Below are 17820 nucleotides of genomic sequence, written 5' to 3'. Positions count from 1 at the left end.
TTGGTGCCTTCCCTGGCCGCCCTGGTGCCTTCCCTAGCCGCCCAGGTGCCTTCGCTCGCCGCCCTGGTGGATGAACGGTGCCCAGGCCGACGGCTCGCTCATCGCCGTGCGACATCCCTTCATCAGCGTGGGCATCGTCGACTCCAGGGCCGCCGGCACCTTCCGATCCCGGTCCGCCATCCAGAGCTGGGCCTTCCGCAGGGCGTCACGGTCGGCGAGCTTCTCCGCGGTCCGGTAGTGGTGGAACATCACCATCAGGCAGGCGGTCGTGCGGTCGTCGACCGACCAGCGCGAGCCGACCACACTGGTCGCGCCCGCCGCCAGGAACGCCGTGGCCAGGGTCAGGGCCTCGTCGTGGTCGGCCACGGTCAGGTCGCTCGAACACGCGGACAACACAACCAGGCCGCCCGGCCCGCCCTCGGCCAGGATCCGGGCCACCGTCAGGCTCTCACCGGCCAGGGCAAGGTGCGAGCAATCCGCCGAGCGGTCGGTCCGGGCGTGACAGGCCAGATGCAGCACGGCCGGATTCCCGGCCACCGCGGTCATCAGGTCGCCGGGGCGGGCGTGATCGAGGACCACAGCTTCCGGGTACGAGGTCGCGCGCACCGCCGCGACCTCCTCGGGCGCCACCGGCAGGCTGCTGGTGCGATCCGCCAGCAGGACCGCCTGGCCGGTGGCCGGTGGGCGCCGGGTGACCGCGGCGAGCTGCCGGACCGACGCGGCATAGGAGAACGCGAACCGCTCGACGGCATAACGCGGGCCGGCCGTTCGCGCCGCGTGCCACGGGACGTAGGCCAGGGCGTCGAGCGGGATCAGCACCACGCTCCCCGGCTCGCCCAGCGGAACGATCAGGGCCTCCCAGGCCCAGTCGCACACCGCCGCGAGGCATGCGCGCCAGGTCCCGTCGCCGACATCGGTGGAATGGCGGTCATGCGCGGCCAGATAGTCGACCAGGGCCGGATGGTCGAGGCGAAGCCCGGGCGCCGCCACGACCTCGAGCCCACCGTCGGGCCGGACCGTCAACAACCGTCCCGGCACCTCGTCGTGGCCGCCCAGCAGGTAGACCACCAGATCGGCGCCGGCCGCCGCGCCGGCCTCGGCCGGGCTCGGGACCGCGGCCAGGGCGCCCGCCCCGAACCGCTCGCGCAGCACGGACAACACCCGTGGCCGCAGATCGGACGGCACGACGATCGTGGCCCCGGCGAGGTGCGCGACCGCGTCGGCACCATGTGTGTCGGCGAGTCCGTGGCGGCCGGTGGTGGCCGACGTGTTGACGCCCTGGTCAAGGCCGGTGTGATGGCGCGGCTCACCCCCAGCGAAAAAGAACGTTCGTTCTTGCCCGGAACCGGGCGGCGCCGACTCCCACTCGGCGGCCAGCTCGCCGTGGCCGGCCGCCCGGAGCCGGGCCGGCACCGAGGCGGTGGTCATGGCGCTGTGCAGGACCAGGCCGCGGCCCAGCTCCAGGGCGGTGAACGCCGGCTCCGGCCGGCCGGCGGCCAGGCAGCGGTCGGCGATCCGGCGGGCGAAGCCGGCCGCCCGGCGGGCCGACTCGACCGCGTGGGCGGTGCCGGTCTGGAGCAGCACGTCGTCGCCGAACGCGCGCAGGGCGGCCAGCCCGCTCGCCGCGGCCGCGGCGGTCTCGCCGGCGAGATGAAGGGCCTCCGACCGCTGGGCGTGCACGTGCGCGGCCAGCGGGTGGGCGGACACGCCGTCGAGCGCCGCGGCCGCCCGCTCGAACCGGGCCACCACGCCGGCGAGGTCGGCGGCGGAGGGCTCACGTTCGTACCGGAGGAAGTGGATCTGGGCGCTCAGCGCGAGAAGCGCGACCTGATCGGGTGACGTCTCCCCGACGATCTCGTCCAGCCTGGTCGCGGCCTCGGCCACCGCCCGGTCGTCGTCGCGGACGATGCCGTCCAGCACCGCCGCGGCCGCCCCCGCCGCCCGCAGCGCCGGCCGGCCGGTCATCTCCACGGCCAGCTCGTCGCCGGCCCGGCGCAGCAGCGAGAGACCCGTCTCGACGTCGCCCGGCCGGGACGCCCGGGCCAGATGGGCCAGGCCCAGCGCGGCGTCCAGGCGGGAGCGCCACGGGTAGTCGTCCGGCCGCTGGGTGGTGGCCAGGCCGTCGATCACGGCGTCGAGTTCGCCGGCGTCGCGGCGCTGCACGGCCAGGATCGCCCGCGACAGCAGGCCCGCGGCGACCAGGTCGCCGCCGGCCAGCAGCTCCGCCCCCGCCTCGGCGTCGGCGATCACACCCTGGTCGAGGTAGCGGTCGTTGAGCAGCGCGCCGAGCATCCCGGTCATCGCCGGGCGCAGGTCGTCGCCGGCGTCCACGGCGGCCAGCGCGGCCCGCAGATCGTCGACGGCGGCGCGCAGGTCGGCCGGATCACGGTTCAGCCGTCCGCGCAGCGTGAGCGCCATCCCGCGGAGGAAACGCTCACGTCCGCCGCCCTCGGCCACCAGGCGGTCGGCGGTCGCCACGATGTCGGCGACCCCGTCCGGGTCGCCGGTGTACGCGGTGGCGGTCAGCAATATCCCGGTCAGCCGGCGGATCGTCGTCTCCCGGCCCGGGTCGTCGTCGCGCACCTGGGCCAGCGCGGTCCGCCAGGCGCCGGCCAGGCCCGCGAGCTGATCCGGCAGCCCGTCCACATGCCCGCGCCGGGCCAGCAGCGCGCCCGCCTCGGCCAGGATGATCGGCCGCAGCCGGTGCCCGGCCGGCAACTGGTCGAGCACGCGGTCGAAGGCCGGCAGCAACACCTCCGGCGGCCGTTCCCCGGCGACCCCGGTGAGCAGGTCGGCCATCGGCGCCAGCCCGCCGGCCACCCGCGGCGCCACCGACGCCAGCGCCGCGATCATGGCCAGCGGGTTGCCCGCGCCGACCAGTCCGAGCATCGCGACCAGGGCTTCCGCGTACGGGACGACCTCGGAGTCCGCCGGCTCGTGCCGAAGCACCCAGCGCAGGTGGGCCAGCGCCCGATCCCGGTCCGGGAACAGCCGCGGATCGTTCAGGGCGCCACTCATCAACGCCCCGGCCAGCGCCATCGCGCCCTCGCCCTGCGCGTCCGGACCGGGCCGCATCGGCATCACCCGGAAGAACAGCAGCAGGGCGAGCCCGACATGCACGACCGACGGCCGCTCCAGCGGCACCCCGAGCGCCTCGTCCAGCAACTCGACCGCCTCGTCCCGGTCCGCCTCCGAGCCGTCCCGCTTGAAGTACCGCTCCGCCAGCTCCCGCCCGAGCGCCCAGGCGGCCCGCGCCGCGGCGGGACTCCCGGCCGGCGCCGACTCGTACGCTTCCCGATACTCCATGCCGATCCCTGACGGACAGCCGTGACTCAGACCAGGTCGAGTTCGGTACGCAGGGCGGTCAGCTGGTCCCGTGCGACCTTGGCGTGGGCCGGCAGGATGCTGCGGATGGCGGCCAGTTCCCCGGCGGCGTAAGCCAGCCGGGGATGCGTGGGATGGCCGGGCTGGGGCGGCCGGCCGAAGATCTGCAGGACGGTGCCGTGGAAGCGCAGCTCGACGCCGAGCAGCAGGCATGTCTCCGGGTCGTCGGACGGGTTCCGGAGCAGGGACTCGCCGTGATCCAGCAGGATGCGGGATGGCGGGTCGTCGGTCAGCGGCGTCATCAGGGGCAGGAATCGTTTGCGCAGCTCGCCGAGCTTGCGGCCGACGGCACGCTCGGTCAGGGCGGCCAAGCCGCGGTCACCGCCGGCGTTCGCCGCCACGATGAGCGCGCGGGCCTCGCGGATCAGGTGGCGCGGCAGTCCGCCGGCCAGCGCGTGGCCGAGCGCGGTGAACGCCAGCGGATAGCCGATGACACGCCGGCGGAGCAACTCGGCCGACTGGTCGAGGGTCAGGATGCCGAGCGGCGCCATGTGCTCGAACGCGCTGTCCAAGGCGGACCGCACACCGCTCGCGCGGCCCTCGAGCTGGGTGAGCGCGTCATCCGAGATGGAGACGATGTGGGTGGATCCGGAGACGCCGAAGATGCCCTTGATCTCGTTGACGAAGCGGGCGACGTCGGCCGGATCCTCCATCTGGTCGAGTTCGTCCACGATCACGACGAGCCGGCCGCCCGCCAGCCACGTCACGATCGTCTCGGCGAAGCGCCGGTACCGCTCGACGAGTTCCGGCAGCCCGGGTGGCTGCTGGAGCAGTTGCTTGATCGACTTCCAGCCGAGGTCGACGGCCCCCTGCATCTTGACCACCAGGCCGCGGTCCACGGAGAGGTTCTGCAGGTAGGTGAGTCTGAGCAATTCGGTCCGGGCGCGCTTGCGGAGCCGCTGGTTCGCCCGTGGGTGCTCCAGCACGCCTTCGCACAGCTTCTTGAACAGGAACACGATGAAATCTTTGGCCTCGTACGCCGACGGCGCGGCGGTGGAGACGACCAGGTCCGGCGGCAGGCTTTCCCGTTCGTTCAGGAAGTGCAGCAAGGTCGTCTTGCCGGCGCCCCGGGGGCCGTTGATCATCACCGAGGTCGCGTTGAAGTCTCGCATCAGGGCGTCGACGCCGAGGAACTCGGGCCGGGTCACTCGATGCAGCCGGTTCGGGACCGCGGCGAGGCCGGGTGCGGAGGTGATCCGGAGGACAGGCGGCCGTCGGTCCTCGACGGCCTTGTCGATGGCGTCGCGGAGCACCGGCCTGATCTCGTCCACCAGCACCTTGCCGCAGTGCCGGCGCTCGGCGATCAGCTTGCGCGTGTGTCCGGCGCCGACCCAGACGAGCGGGGTCAGCAGGAGGGCGCCCATCAACGCGAGAGTCCATGGTCCGGCTGCGTTCCCCTGCGCGGCCGTGGCGACCTCGGTGGCGGTGGTGAGGGCGAAGATGATGCCGCCGAGCGTCACGACAGAGCCGGTCGCTGTGGCGAACAACGTGCGCCGGCGCAACGTACCCATCATCTTCCGGTAGTCGGCCGTGATCTCGCGGCTCTTCCCCGCGGCATCGGCGAGCACGTAGTTCACCTGCTCGTTGTCATGGAGGTAGCCGGCGAACTCCGGCTCGGCGAGGATCCGCGCGGCGGCAGCCGTGACCCGGCGCGCCAGCCGCGCGTCACGGTGTTCCACGTGATCGTCCATCGATGCGTTCTGACGGACGGGCGGCGCGCGTCCGTCAGATCACGCCATGACGTTCGGCATCGACTTTCTGTGCGAGTTCCTGGACTCGCAGGTCACCGAGCCGCCCGAGGAGAAGCCGGTGGGGATTCTGGCGGCGCTGCGGACGGCCGAGGGCACCGCGTTCGCCGAGCTGCTGGAGCGTGCCGGGGGTCAGAGGATTCCGCTGTCGTGTGACGAGATCGGGCCCGCGGCCGACGACTTCGTGCGGTTCTGGGCACGGCACCCCGAGCTGGGGTACGAGCCACGGGACTGGCCGTGCGGCACCGACCTGGAGAACCGGCTGCGCGCCCACCTTGGCGATCGGATCGAGAAGAAGGCCATCGACGCGCGGGTCGGCGGTGACGCGTGGTGGCGGCAGCTGCGGGTCAAGGACCCGTGCGGGGCGCTGGACGCCGCGATGCTCGGCGCGCGGATGGCCTCCGTGGACGGCGCCACGCGGGCCGCGATCGTCGCCGAGCAGGTCGGACGCGCGGCCGACGAGTCCCGGTTCCGGGCCTTGGGGCGGTGCCTGTGGCGCTGGGTCCCGGCCACGGCGGACGAGCTCCGGGTCTTCGTGCTCGGCGCGCCGGACGATGTCGAGATCGAACCGGCGCCGGCCGACGACTTCCTGGACGACCGGGTGCACGCCGGCACGTTGTGCGTCGCCGACCTCGACCTGATCGGGGCATTCGTGGCGGCGGGGCGGCTGCGCCCGGCCGACCTGACGGCCCGCCTGCTGGCCGCGCACACGGTGGTGGGCGACGTGATCTCCCGGCTGGGCGCGATGACCCGGCACGACGACGGCTGGCTCGCGGACAGTCTGGGTCAGGTCCATCCCGGCGTTGTCACGGCGCACGGTGAGCGGCTGGTCCAGGCCCTGCTGGCGGTCACGGTGCCGGCCACGGTGGCGTCGATCGTGATGGTATTGCCGGCCGGCGTGCGGCGGACCTGCCTGGCCGCGGTGACCGAGCGGCTGCGCGGCGATCCGGCGCCGGCGCTGGTCGCCGCGGCGGTCGTGATCAGTGACTGGCACGACCGGGACGAGCAGCTCGACGAGGCGGTCCGCGCCTGGCTGGGCGGCGCGGCGTGTGTGCCCGGCGCGCTCGCGGCGGTCGATGCTCTGCTCGATCGGCGCGGCTCGGTCAACGCGTACGCGCGGTGGATGGAACTGCGCGGCCTGCCCGCGCCGCATCGGCGGCCGTGGTTCCGTTGCCGCCGATGATCCGGGTGGGACGGCCAAGGCCAAGGCGGAGTCACCCTCCGGGGGACGCTCTGGATCATCCCGAGCAAGCTCGCCGACTACAGCTGGGCCGGGTACGACCGGGTGTAGGCGGCCAGCTTCTCGAAGCGGGACACGTCGAGCCAGTCGGTGCCGTCGGTGTTGACGGCGCACCCGGCCGCCTCCAGGCGCTTGGCGATGCTGTGCAGGCTCTGCACCCGGCCGTTGAACCGGATCACGTTCAGGCCGGCGATGTCGGACGCCGGTCGCAGGGCGCCGATCTCGATGATCAGCGTGCGCTCGGGCTGCAGGGCCAGGGCCATGCCGGCCTCCAGCAGCACGTTCGGCCGCGGCTGGCCGGTGGTGGTGACCTCGTACGGGGGCTCGCCGTTCCCGCGCAGGTCGGGGTGCAGGTAGGCGCCGTCGTCCGGCGTCATCAGCACGATCGCCGCCTGGTTCTGCTGGAACGCCTCGCGCAACACCTCGCCGGTGTACGGGACCGTGCGCCCGGTCTTGCGCACGATCTCCTCCCAGTCGAGCGGGTGCAGGTCGATCGCCCGCAGGAACGTCCACAGCGCGCGGCGCGCCTCGGAGTCCCGGCCGTGGATCACGAAGACGTCGCGAGGGTTGGGCATGCGGCCGATCGTATCCGCGGTGACCAGCTCGAACGGGTGACCGCGGCGCCGGTCCGTCAGATAGCGGTATGGACAACCGAGCAGGTCTTGATCGGGAGACCGTCGACGACGCCCTCGACGTGCTGCGCGACATCGTGCTCTGGGAGCTGACGCCTCAGCGCTGGGAACAGGTGACGCTGATCCTCGGGCGGCTCGCCGACGCGCTGGCCGCCGGCGACCCCGAGGAACTGCGCGACGCCGTGGCCGACCTGGAGCTCAGCGGTCCGACCCGGGCCCTGCGGATCGGCGGCACCGAGACCGGCGGCATTCCCGAGCCGGTGCTCGAGCGCCGCAACACCCTCGTCCACTCGCTGAGCCGCGACCAGCCCAAGGATGACGATGGCCGGCCGAGTCGTTGAGCAGGAGTTCGTCGCCCACGTGTTCGCCCCGCTCGACGGTCCCGCCGCCGCGACGGCCGAGCGGCAGGTCCGCGCGCTGTGGGACAACTGCCGGACCCAGCTGGGGATGACCCAGCCGATCCTGGGCGCGAGCCTGCCCGGCGAGCTCCCGGCCGGGTTCGCCGACCTGGCTGACGGCGCCGTGGCCGGTCTTCAGGATCCAGAGATCAACTTCCAGGCTGTGGTACGCCGTGAGCACGACGTTCTCAACCTGTCGCTGGTGATGGCCACGCCCGTCGACCCGCCCCGCCGGCGCCGGTTCGGGCTGGGGACGGTGGCGCCGCCCGGCTGGCCCGAGTTCGGTCGCTGGTGGGCCGGCCTGACCTCGACCGGCACCGGGGCGTTGCTCAGCGTCGTGGCGATCCACCAGGCCAAGGCCCGCCGGCCCGGCCTGGCCGACCTGCCGGGCGGGCTGCCCGCCCGCGACGACGACGGCATCGGGTGGTGGACGCGGCGGTCCGAGCTGGACGACTTCGCGGTGTGGGAGGCGACCGCGGGCGGCGACCGGGCCGGCCGCCGGCTGGTGGTGGTGGCCCGGCCCGACGAGGACTCCCGGCTCAGCCGGTTCACCTGGAGCAACGGCGGCACCGCGCTGCCACCGCTCGGGCGCTACCTGATGCACGCGGCCAAGGTGCGGTACCACGCCCGCGTGCTGGGGGACGCTCGCGTGCTCTCGTCCGTACGCGAACGTCTTGATCGAAGTCTCGACGAGCCCCGGCCTGACCTGGCCGAGGTGGCGGCCGACGAGGCCGACCTGATCGCGTCGCTGGCGGCCGTGAAGCGGATGCGGCACAGCGTCGAGATCGCCCGGGACAACATGGACGCGGCGATGCCCGGCGGACCCCTGCCGACCGACGACGCGCTGGCCAAGTGGCTCGCGCAGGAGCTGTCCGACCAGGTCACGGTGCTGGAGACGACCCTCGAGCGGGCCGGCCGGATGCGGGCGATCAGCGCGAGCCCGTGGCCGCCGGCCGAGCCCCGGCCGGCCGCGCGGAAACCCTTCACGGGCGCGGGCTGGAGCACCGGCGAGCCGACGGCCGACCTCGGGCGGGTCGAGCAGCGGCTGGCGTTCGGCGTCGACGTCGTCGGCTACAGCTCGCGGACCGTGCCCCAGCAGCACGCCGTGCAGAGGCGGCTGGCCGACGTGGCCGGGCGGGTGCTCGACCGCATCGAGGTGGCGCTGCCCGAGACCGACCGGCAGGACGCCGGCGACGGCATGATGGTGGTGCTGCCGGCCCGGCTCGAGGCCCATCGGGTGCTGCCCGGCCTGCTCGGCGGCTGGCGGAGCGAGATCGTCGCCGACAACGCGGCCCATCCCGGCGACCGCATCCGGGTGCGGCTGTCGGTGGTGGAGGGCCCGTTCGCGCGGGCGGCCATCGGCTTCAGTGGCAACACGATCATCGAGGCCGGCCGGCTGCTCGACAGCGCCCCGCTGCGCGCCGCGGTCGAGGAGCACGCCGCCGCCGACCTGGTCGCGCTGATCTCCGACCGGCTGCATGACGATGTCGTGGTCGCCGGCCATGAGGGCGTGGAGCCGGCCCACTTCACCCGGGTCCCGGTGCGGGTCAAGGACTTCAGCCGCGACGCGTGGCTGTGGCTGGGCGGCGCGCGGCCCGCGACCCCCGGACCCCAGACCGAGCCGCCCCCGCGCCGCCGCGACGTCTTCCTCATCCACGGCGCCGACGAGCAGGCCCGGCAGGCGGTCGGCGCGCTGCTCACCGACCTCGACCTGCGCCCGCTCGACTGGGACGAGCTGTCCCGCAAGACCGGTGTGACCATGCCGTACGCCGGTCAGATCCTCGACCAGGCCTTCGTCGAGAACCAGGCCGCGATCGTCGTCCTGACCCCCGGCGACGGCGCCGAGCGTGACGTGCTGTTCCGGGCGGGCATGGCCATGGCCCGGCAACCGGACCGCACGATCGTGGTCGAGCTGGGCCCGGTCCGCCCGATCGGCGACCTGGCCGGCCGCCAGACCGTCCGGATCACCGCCGACGAGGGCAGTCAGCGCCTGGGCAAGGCCCAGATCATCCAGCTGCTGCGGATCGCCGGGTGCACCCCGCGGACCGACGACCCCGAACTGATCACCACCGACCACCTGGCCGGCCTGGCGGCGTACCACGCCTCGTCCTGAGCGTCACGGCGCAACCGTTCGTCCGCCCTTGATCGGGACCCTGATCGAAAACGTCCGCCGGATCGACGATGATCACTGACGGATGGGCCATCCGCCGTTCGGCTCACGATCACCATCCGGACATCACCGTCCCTCCTCGACGATCATCCGCGCGCCCGTCGGATGAAGGTGTCGAATAGGGCCACCAACCGGTGCAACCCGTGCCCGGACCCTCGCGCTCGGTGGCCGTCTCGGCAAAGCTTCAACCAACGGCGTACGGAGTCCGCTCCGCGGCCGTCCCCCCGCAGGATGATCGAAAGGAGCCCCGGTGGGCTTTTCGAGCGCGACGACGGTCCGCCTGGACGAGGCCGTGATCCGGTCGGTGCGCCGGCCGAGGAACTCCTCGCCCGGAGGCGTCTACGCCTCCCGTTCCGCCCCGTCGACGGTCGTTCCGGAGGGCGGCGAAGCACCGGTCAAGGTGGTACGCGAGCTCGCCCGCGAAGGCCGCCTGGCCGACGTGGTGGCGGTCGCCGGCGGCGCCGAGCGGGTACGGCTGTCCGGCGCCGCGTACGCCATCGTCTGGCCGATCGTCTTCGCCCGCGTCACCCGCCGCGTCGAGCTGACCCGCGGCCACCCGCACTGCGCCTCCGGGGTGGAGCGCCTCGCCGACGAGTGCCTGGACCGCTTCCACGACGACGTCGAGTCGGTGGTCGACGACCTGCTCACCAATGCTCGCCGCCCCGTGTTCAACCTGGAGGCGTGGGTCACCGGCCGCCTGAACGCGGCCACCGTGAACGGCCACCGGCGCCAGCGCGGCCGGCGTGGCGCGCTGCAACGCCCCCGGCTGCCGCAGTGGGTCGCCGCGGGCCTCGGGCACGACCCGTGGCTGATCTCGCTGGCCACCGAGATGCTGGTCTGGGTCGGCGTGGACGCCACCGCCGGCTCCGAGGTGTGGCCGCTGGAGTCCTGGTCACACCGGCGTGGCCTGCGCACCGGCGACTGGGCGGGCAGCGATCCCGGCGTGGTCGCCCGCGAGGTCGAGACCGTGCTGACCGTCATGCGCGGACGCCCGTCCTGGTTCGAGTCCTACATCGAGCGCCCCCTGGGCGTGAAGCAGGCGCCGGTCGCGGTGGCGCCGGTCGGCGAGGTGACCGGCGCGATCGTCAAGCCGCTGCCGCTGGGCGACCCCGACGGCTCCATCGACGACGAGCTGCTGGAGCTGGCGTCCAACGCGGTCCGGGCCATCGACGAGCGCCTGACCCGCGGCGACCGGGCCGAGGAGGTCGTGGTCGAGGTCGTCCGAGCGGTCTTCGGAGGCGCCTTCACCAGCGTCCTGAACCGCGCCCCGCACGCCGTGGCCGACCCCCTGGGCGGCGTCTCCGGCGCCCTGGCCAACGCCGCCACCGTGAACCGCCTGGTCACGACCGTCATGGCCATCATCGGCGACCGCCGCTCGTAAGCCCGGTCGTGCCGGGCCCGGTCGTGCCGGGCCCGGTCGTGCCGAGCCCGAGTTCGGCCGCACCGAGCTCGGCCGCGCCGTCAGTCCGAAGGCCGACACCGCCGTTGTTGATCTTCGAAACGCGCGCGCACCGCCACCGCCCCCCACCCCTCTGGGTGGGCGAGAATGTAGCGCGCGAATATGACGTTCTCGCGCGTTATCCACAGGCGGCCGGGTCAACGCTGCCAGGCGACGCCATAGCCGTGGCCCTGGCGCAGGTTGCGGAACAGCGCCGCCACCTCGCCCGCCCCGTCCGGCTGGAGGCGGTCCGAACCGGGCTCGGTGGTGCACCGGTCCATCTGTCGCGGCGGCACGCCGGACACCTTCCAGGCGGCCGCCGGCGGGGCGCCGAAACGTACTCGGATCTGCCCCTGGTCGCAGGGGTCGAGCGGCACGATCGCGCAGTGGTCGCGGATGCGCCGGCCGGCCGGCACCCGGTAGTGCAGGCAGAAGCGCAGCTGCTCGTCGAGGACCAGCCGCCGGGGCAGGGTGATGGTCAGGCGGTAGTGCCGGCCCGCGTCGTGCACCTCGACACCGGTCAGCCGGGCGCCGTAGATCATGTCGATGGCCAGCGGCGGCAGGTCGTCCGGTTCGGGGCCGGTCGGTGGCAGGTCCAGTTTGATCTCGATCTGGTCGAGTTCGCGTTCGGCCACGATGGTGCGGGTCTCGTAGAGCTCGGGGGTCGGGGTGTCCAGGCGCAGCAGGGACTCAAAGGCCCGCACCCGCCAGCCGGAGCCGGGGTCGGTCACCGCGTCGGGGTCGTGCCGGTCGCGGACGGCCCGGACGAGCAGCGTGATCGCCTCGTCCACGCGGCGGCGCGCGGTTCGCTCGCTGCAGTGCATGGTTTCGGCATAGCCGCGTACGCGCTGGGTCAGCTGGCTGTTGGCCCCGTTCGCCATGGCCAGCGCCTCTTCGGCGGCCCGTCGCAGGTCGGGGGGCATGTCTTCGGCCAGTTCGGTGAGCCAGCCGCGTACCCGTTGGCGGATCTTGGCCGAGTCGCCGCCGGTCGCGCCGCTCAGTTCGCGCAGCAGCGGGCCGAGCCGCCGGGCCAGCTCGGGGTCCTGCAGGGCGCGGCCGCGCTTCAGGTGGATCAGTTCGCGGTGCAACTCGTCCGAGAAGGACATCGCCGACTCCGTCCGTCAGTCCCGGGTGGAGAGCAGCCACCCGAGGGGTGACCTTTTCACGTCCGGGTGAATCCGACTCCGCTCTGTGACGGAATTCGGAGCTGCGGGAACTGTCGGGCAGCCGTCAGAACGGGCTGCTGGCCAGTTGCGCCGTCAGGCCGGCCTGCAACTGGCCACATCGGCCAGTCACAAGAGGTCATCATGGCAGCGGCCGATCTGCCCCAGCCAGGGGCGGGGCCCGGGGGCGCCGCCAAGTCCTCGGTCGGATGCATTTGACCACCGATCGGGTTCGCCTGATCCGTGGATCGAGGCTGCCGCTCCGTCGTGAGTACGCAGCGTAACCGTCAGTAATGGACAGCGAACCGCCGTTTCGCCGTCCTGGATATCGCCAACGCGGCTCACCTGCGTCCACACTCCTGATGGTTCCAGCGGTTTGTCTGCTTCGCGCACCTTGACCGCCTCTATATAGATCAGCTCAGGCACCCCCTGCGCAACCCCCTGGAAAGGTAAGTTGTGAACAGCGCAGATCAACACCGGCCGGGCGAGGTTCACCGGTTACGGGAACTCGCTTTCGCCGGTCGGCTCGCGAGCGCGGCGCTGGCCGCCACGCCCGTGCAATACGCGGCGCTCTCCGCGGCCGCTTACGAACTGGCCTGGCCGCTCGTCTTCCACCGGATCACCCGGCCGGTCGAACGCCGGCGCGGCCACTGGCGTTGCGCCAGCGCGATGACCCGCCTGGCCGACGAGTGCGTGGACGGCTTCCACGACGACGTCGAGGCGGTCGTCGCCGATCTTCTGCACAATGCCAAGGCCCGCATCATCAGCCTCGAGGCCTGGCTGACCGGCCGGCTCACCGCGTCCACGGTGGACGGCCATCGACGCCGGCGTGGCCTGCGCGGGGCCCAGCAGCGGCCGCGGCTGCCCAAGTGGCTGGACGCCGCGCTGGGCGGCGACAAGTGGCTGGGCACGCTGGCCGTGCGGATGCTGGAGTGGGCCGGGGTCCCGGAGACCGCGGGCGCCGGCACCTGGCCGCTGGACAGCTGGGCGGCGTTCCGGGCCGAGGTGACCGGCGACTGGGCCGGCAGCGACCCGCGAACCGTCCTGGCCGACGTGCACCGGGTGCAGGCCGCGATGCGGCGACGGCCGGGTTGGTACGCCGACTACATCGAGCGTCCGCTCGGTGGCAAGATCGCGCCCGTGGCGTCGCCGCCGGAGGACGCCGCCGGCGAGGTCAACCCGCTGGTGGCGATGACGCCCGAGGACCGCGCCGACGACGTGCTGGTCGCGATCGCCGCGGGCGCGGTGGACGCGATCGCGGCCGGTCTGGGAGGTGGCGAGGACCCCGAGGCCCTCGTGGTGCGGGTCGTCAACGCGGCGTTCGGCGCGGGCAGCGGAAGCGACCAGCTGGATCGGCGGCCCGGCGGCGCGGACGCCTCGGACGAGCTCGTGTCAGCGCTGCTCGCCGACCCCGCCGCCCGAGGCCGGATCGTCGCGACGGCGATCGGCATCGTCTGCGGGGAGTGAACCGCCGGCGAGTTGCCCACCGGCGAGTGAAGCGCCGTCGAATGGCCCGCCGTCGAATGGCCCGCCGTCGAATGGCCCGCCGGGGAGTGGCCCACCGGCCAGTGGCCCGGCGGCGATCGGGCCGCCGGCGAGTGACTCCACCGCGCGGCGGCGTTCGTCGAGGAGGCCGGTCAGGCCGGCCGCCCCGGCGCCCCGATCGGTCGCGGCAAGTACCGCGGCGCGCAACTCGTCGGTGAGCAGTCGTTGCAGCTCAGCGCGTTGCTCGGGCGAGAGGCTCATCGTCCGGGCCGGTCGTCGGCCTTGTTGATCATCACGCCATTGTGCACCGCCGGGCCGCCGATCGGGCTCACGACGGGACGGACGGCTGTCGGTAATCGGCGCGTGCTTCGCATGTTCGTTCCTCCACCTCGCATCTCCGGATACTGACGGACAGACGTACGGTCCGTCAGATACCGGCGGAGGTGTGTGCAGATGACGAAGCGAACAGCCCGATCGGGCCGGGCAGCGGAAAATCCGCCGGTGACGGCCGGCCCGCCAGCCGAGCCGTCACCAGCGGATCTTCCGGGGGCGACTGCCGGGCGCCCCGAGCCCGCTCACCGTGCCGGCGGCGGCTCCACCATCAGATGCGACTCCACGGCGGACACTCCTTCCCACCCGTACGGCCTCCGGCCGTACCTCCGCCGGTATTGCACCGCTGATCTGGCGGACCGATTCCGGACAACGGCGGAATCCGCGCCCCGGACCGGATCGGGGTCGTGCTGATGCGCCACTTCCTCGACCGGCTCACCCCCGAGGACCGCGACGCGCTGCTCGCCCTGGGGGTGACCCGCACCGTGCGCCCCGGCGTCCACCTGCTGGTCGAGGGCGCCCGGGACACGCACGTGGAGATCCTCCGCAAGGGTTACGTGAAGGTGACCCACGCGGCCGGCGGCGTGCCGAGGCTGATCGGTATCCGTCTTCCCGGCGACATCGTCGGCGAGCTGGGCGCGGTCACCGGCGACGAGCGGCAGGCCACCGTGACCACCTGCGACGAGGTGGTGTCCACGGTGATCCGGCAGGCCGATCTGCTGCCGTTCATCGCGGCGCATCCGCGGGTGGCCAACCAGATCACCGCGACGGTGGGCGAGCGGCTCCAGTGGGCGAACACGCGGCGCTCGGAGTTCCCGGCCTACCCGGTGCACGTCCGGCTGGCCCGGGTGCTCGGCGACATCGCGGCCGCGTGCGGCGAGGCGGCCGGCGGCGGCGTGCTGATCCGCGTACGGCTGAACCAGACCGAACTGGCCGCCCTGGTCGGGTCGGCCGAGGACACCGTGCAGAAGGCGCTCCGGAATCTGCGCGGGCTCGGCCTGATCCAGACCGGCTACCGCCGGATCGTCGTGCTCGACCTGCCCGGCCTGCTCGGCCTCGCGGAGCGGGCGGAGACAGGCTGACCCTGTTGCCTATACGCGCTCAGAGCAGGCTTTGAGCGCGTATAGGCAACACCCCGGCGCCCTGTCGTCAGAAAAGCGCTGTCCGTCAGAAAGGCGCTGTCCGTCAGACAAGGGGTGACGACAAGCGAGAGGGGCGCGGCGTGGACGACACTGAGCGATGTGCGCGGATCGCGTGCGCGGTGATCGGCTACGGCGACGTGACCGAGGCGATCGCCGACGTGCTGAGCCTCCCGCCCGCCCTGACGGCGCGGGGGACGCTCGCGGCCGGCCTGCTCGAGACCTTCCTGCGCTCGGCCGACCCGGCCGGCGACCTGCTCCAGATGAGGCTCGGCGACCTTCTCGAGGCGGCCGAGAGCGCACCGCCGGAGGGCGCCCGCTGGCGGCGGACCCGGGCCTGCGCCCGCGCTCTGGTGTACGCCCAGAGCGCCGCGGTCGGCGAGTTGCACGATCCGGCGGGCGCCCTGGCCGAGCTGGACCGGCTGGAGTCGGAGGTCGAGGACGACGCGGGGATGCGGATGCTGTTCGACTCGGCGCGGCTCGGGCTCACCTACGCGCGGGCGGTCGTCGACGGTGACGACGGGGCGGTGGCCCGCTTCCCGGCGGAGGTCCGCCGGCACTTCGGCCAGGGCGGCGACCTGGGGCCGGAGGCGGAGACGATGCGGACGCTGATGTCCGACTCCGCCGAGCTGATGGCCGCGGTGCAGCGCGGCGAGGAGGTCGGTGACCGCCTCGACCGGCTGCTGGAGCTGTCCCGGGCGCTGCCACCGGGCCATCAGCTGCGGGGCGTCCTGGAGGGGGCGGGGGAGTCGTTGGGCCTGATGAACCGGATCCGGGCCGGTGCGGGCGAGGGGGCCGGTGACGGCGAGCGGGCCACCGACGAGGAACTGGCCACGCTGATCGAGCTGACCGGCCGGCCCGGGCTGTCCACGGCCGACCGGGCGCTGGCGCACACCCAGGTCAGTGGCGCCGCGCTGGGCCTGGGCGAGGAGACCGACCCGGACCGGGTGGACCTGGCCGTCGAGCACCTGCGGCAGGCCGTGGAGGTGACCGGCGGCGGTGACCCGAAGCTGGTGTTCCACCTGATCGGGCTGGCCCTCGGCCTGCTCCGCCGCGGCGAGCTGACCAACGCCCGCCGCGATCTGGTGGAGGCCGGCTCGGTCCTGCAGCGGGCGAAGGAGCTGGCCCAGGGGCCCCGGCATCCCCACTGGGCGATGATCAACGGGATGCTGACCACGGTCGGCCAGCTGCTCGGCGACGAGCCCGGTTTCCATCAGGACGGGCTGGCCGGGCTCCGGGCGTACGTGTGGAAGGTTCTGGTCCAGCCCGATCTGGCCGACGCCTCGGTGGCCGTGCGCAGCGCCGCCGAGGACGCGGCCGCCATCGCCAAGCACTGTGTGACCGCCGGTGACCTGCCCGGCGCCGTCAGCGCGCTGGACGCGGGGCGCGGCCTGGCCCTGTTCGCGGCGACCGAGTTGCGCGGGCTGGCCGACCGGCTGACCGCCGCGGGCGAGGACGACCTGGCCCGGCGCTGGGGCGAGGCCGTCGCCGCCGGGCAGCCCGAGGCGCTGCCCGCGGACCTGCGCCGTGAGGTGCTGACCGCGCTCGGTGACGCGGCCGATCTGCTCGACCCGCCGGGCTTCGGCGAGATCCAGCGGGCGCTGTCCGTGGTCGACGCGGACGCGCTGGTCTATCTGGTCCCGGCCGACGTCAACGGCTCGGGGTACGCGCTCGCCGTGCCCGCGGCCGGCCCGCCCAGCTTCCTGCCGCTGCCCAACCTGACCGGCGGCCTGGCCGAGACGCCGGGCCGGGCCGAGTTGTGCGACCTGGCCTGGCGGGCGGCGATGGGCCCGCTGATCGACTCGTACCTGCCGCACCTGCCCGCGCCGCCGCCCGGCCGCCCGCACCGCCTGGTCCTGGTGCCGATCGGCGATCTGGCCCTGGTGCCGTGGCAGGCGGCGCGCCACCGCGACGGCACGTACGCGATCGAGCGCATCGCCCTGTCCCAGGCCGTCTCCGCACGCATGCTGTGCCTGACCGCCGTCCGCCCGCCGGTGCCGCCGGACGCGACCGGTCTGATCGTCGGCAACCCGGATCCGGGAGAGTCGGCCGATGACACGCTCCGCTTCGCGGGCATCGAGGCGTACGCGATCCGCGAGTCCTTCTATCCGGGCGGGCGGTTCCTCGGCCGCCGCCCCAACGGCACCGACAGCCCGTCCGGCCGGGGCACCCGCGGGCAGGTCCGCGACTGGCTGACCAGCGACGACCTCGGCGCCGGGGCCACCCTGCACCTGGCCTGCCACGGTGTGGTCGAGCCCGGCGCGGCCCACCTGGTGCTGGACGGGGGCGAGCGGCTGACCGCCGAGGAGCTGGGCCTGCTGATGGCCCGGGCGCCCGGGCGCGCGATCGAGGTGGTGGTGCTGGCCGCGTGCGACAGCGGCAAGGCGATCGGCGGGCACGACGAGGCGTTCAGCCTGGGCACCGCGTTCCTGGCCGGCGGCGCGCGCTCGGTGCTCTGCACGCTGTGGAAGGTGCCGGACGCCTCGTCGTCGGTGATGATGTACGTCTTCCACCACCTGCTGCGGCGGGACGCGTTGCCGGTCTGGGCGGCGTTGCGCCAGGCCCAGCTGTGGATGCTCGACCCGCGCCGGGAGCCGCCGGACGGCATGCCGCGGCAGCTCGCCCGGTTCGCCCGCAGCGAGCAGCTCGCCGACCTCGACACGTGGGCCGCGTACGTCCATTGGGGACGGTGA

The 17820-nt window shown here is 73.6% G+C and carries 12 protein-coding genes; 7 read left to right on the top strand and 5 right to left on the bottom strand.

The features are described 5' to 3' along the window. Positions 1-33: 33 nt before the first annotated feature. Together AB0O15_RS37300 and AB0O15_RS37295 are read right to left on the bottom strand one after the other, a co-directional pair. Entirely contained in the window at positions 34-3306 is a 3273-nt protein-coding gene (locus AB0O15_RS37300; RefSeq protein ID WP_364329123.1) for a CHAT domain-containing protein, read from the bottom strand. A gap of 26 nt (positions 3307-3332) precedes the next feature. Then, entirely contained in the window at positions 3333-5075 is a 1743-nt protein-coding gene (locus tag AB0O15_RS37295; protein ID WP_364329120.1) for a P-loop NTPase fold protein, read from the bottom strand. Positions 5076-5121: 46 nt separating this feature from the next. Here AB0O15_RS37295 and AB0O15_RS37290 point away from each other — a divergent pair, with 46 nt between their 5' ends. Beyond that, positions 5122-6315: a hypothetical protein gene (locus tag AB0O15_RS37290; RefSeq protein ID WP_364329117.1), complete on the top strand. Its 1194-nt coding sequence runs from the start codon at positions 5122-5124 to the stop codon at positions 6313-6315. A 77-nt stretch (positions 6316-6392) separates the two neighbouring features. On the opposite strand, the gene AB0O15_RS37285 is transcribed toward AB0O15_RS37290, so the two are convergent. Next, positions 6393-6947 carry a nucleotide-binding protein gene (locus AB0O15_RS37285; protein WP_364329114.1) on the bottom strand — a complete coding sequence of 185 codons (555 nt, stop codon included), beginning with the start codon at positions 6945-6947 and terminating at the stop codon, positions 6393-6395. 68 nt (positions 6948-7015) lie between these two features. On the opposite strand from AB0O15_RS37285, the gene AB0O15_RS37280 reads away from it, so the two are divergent. From AB0O15_RS37280 to AB0O15_RS37270, 3 genes are all read left to right on the top strand, one after another. Next, a complete protein-coding gene (locus AB0O15_RS37280) occupies positions 7016-7345 on the top strand; it encodes a CATRA system-associated protein (RefSeq protein WP_364329111.1) in 330 nt (109 codons plus the stop codon). Beyond that, positions 7326-9515: a CATRA conflict system CASPASE/TPR repeat-associated protein gene (locus AB0O15_RS37275; RefSeq protein ID WP_364329108.1), complete on the top strand. Its 2190-nt coding sequence runs from the start codon at positions 7326-7328 to the stop codon at positions 9513-9515. The genes AB0O15_RS37280 and AB0O15_RS37275 overlap by 20 nt, the downstream gene beginning before the upstream one ends. Before the next feature lie 307 nt (positions 9516-9822). Then, positions 9823-10953, top strand: a complete 1131-nt coding sequence (locus AB0O15_RS37270; RefSeq protein WP_364329105.1) for a hypothetical protein — start codon at positions 9823-9825, stop codon at positions 10951-10953. 215 nt (positions 10954-11168) lie between these two features. Here AB0O15_RS37270 and AB0O15_RS37265 read toward each other — a convergent pair whose 3' ends face one another. Next, positions 11169-12116, bottom strand: a complete 948-nt coding sequence (locus tag AB0O15_RS37265) for a hypothetical protein (RefSeq protein WP_364329102.1) — start codon at positions 12114-12116, stop codon at positions 11169-11171. 513 nt (positions 12117-12629) lie between these two features. Between AB0O15_RS37265 and AB0O15_RS37260 the strand changes: the two genes are divergently transcribed. Next, entirely contained in the window at positions 12630-13640 is a 1011-nt protein-coding gene (locus tag AB0O15_RS37260) for a hypothetical protein (protein ID WP_364329099.1), read from the top strand. On the opposite strand, the gene AB0O15_RS37255 is transcribed toward AB0O15_RS37260, so the two are convergent. Further along, positions 13566-13919, bottom strand: coding sequence for a hypothetical protein (locus AB0O15_RS37255; RefSeq protein WP_364329096.1), 354 nt, complete (start codon positions 13917-13919; stop codon positions 13566-13568). The genes AB0O15_RS37260 and AB0O15_RS37255 overlap by 75 nt on opposite strands. Before the next feature lie 482 nt (positions 13920-14401). On the opposite strand from AB0O15_RS37255, the gene AB0O15_RS37250 reads away from it, so the two are divergent. Both AB0O15_RS37250 and AB0O15_RS37245 read left to right on the top strand, forming a co-directional pair. Next, a complete protein-coding gene (locus AB0O15_RS37250) occupies positions 14402-15070 on the top strand; it encodes a Crp/Fnr family transcriptional regulator (protein WP_364329093.1) in 669 nt (222 codons plus the stop codon). 140 nt (positions 15071-15210) lie between these two features. Beyond that, positions 15211-17820, top strand: coding sequence for a CHAT domain-containing protein (locus AB0O15_RS37245; RefSeq protein ID WP_364329090.1), 2610 nt, complete (start codon positions 15211-15213; stop codon positions 17818-17820).

The sequence above is a fragment of the Actinoplanes sp. NPDC089786 genome, from assembly GCF_040684855.1.
In the GTDB taxonomy this organism is placed as follows: domain Bacteria; phylum Actinomycetota; class Actinomycetes; order Mycobacteriales; family Micromonosporaceae; genus Actinoplanes.
The sequence above is the reverse complement of the archived record's forward strand: the minus strand, read 5'-3'. Positions and strand labels throughout refer to the sequence as shown.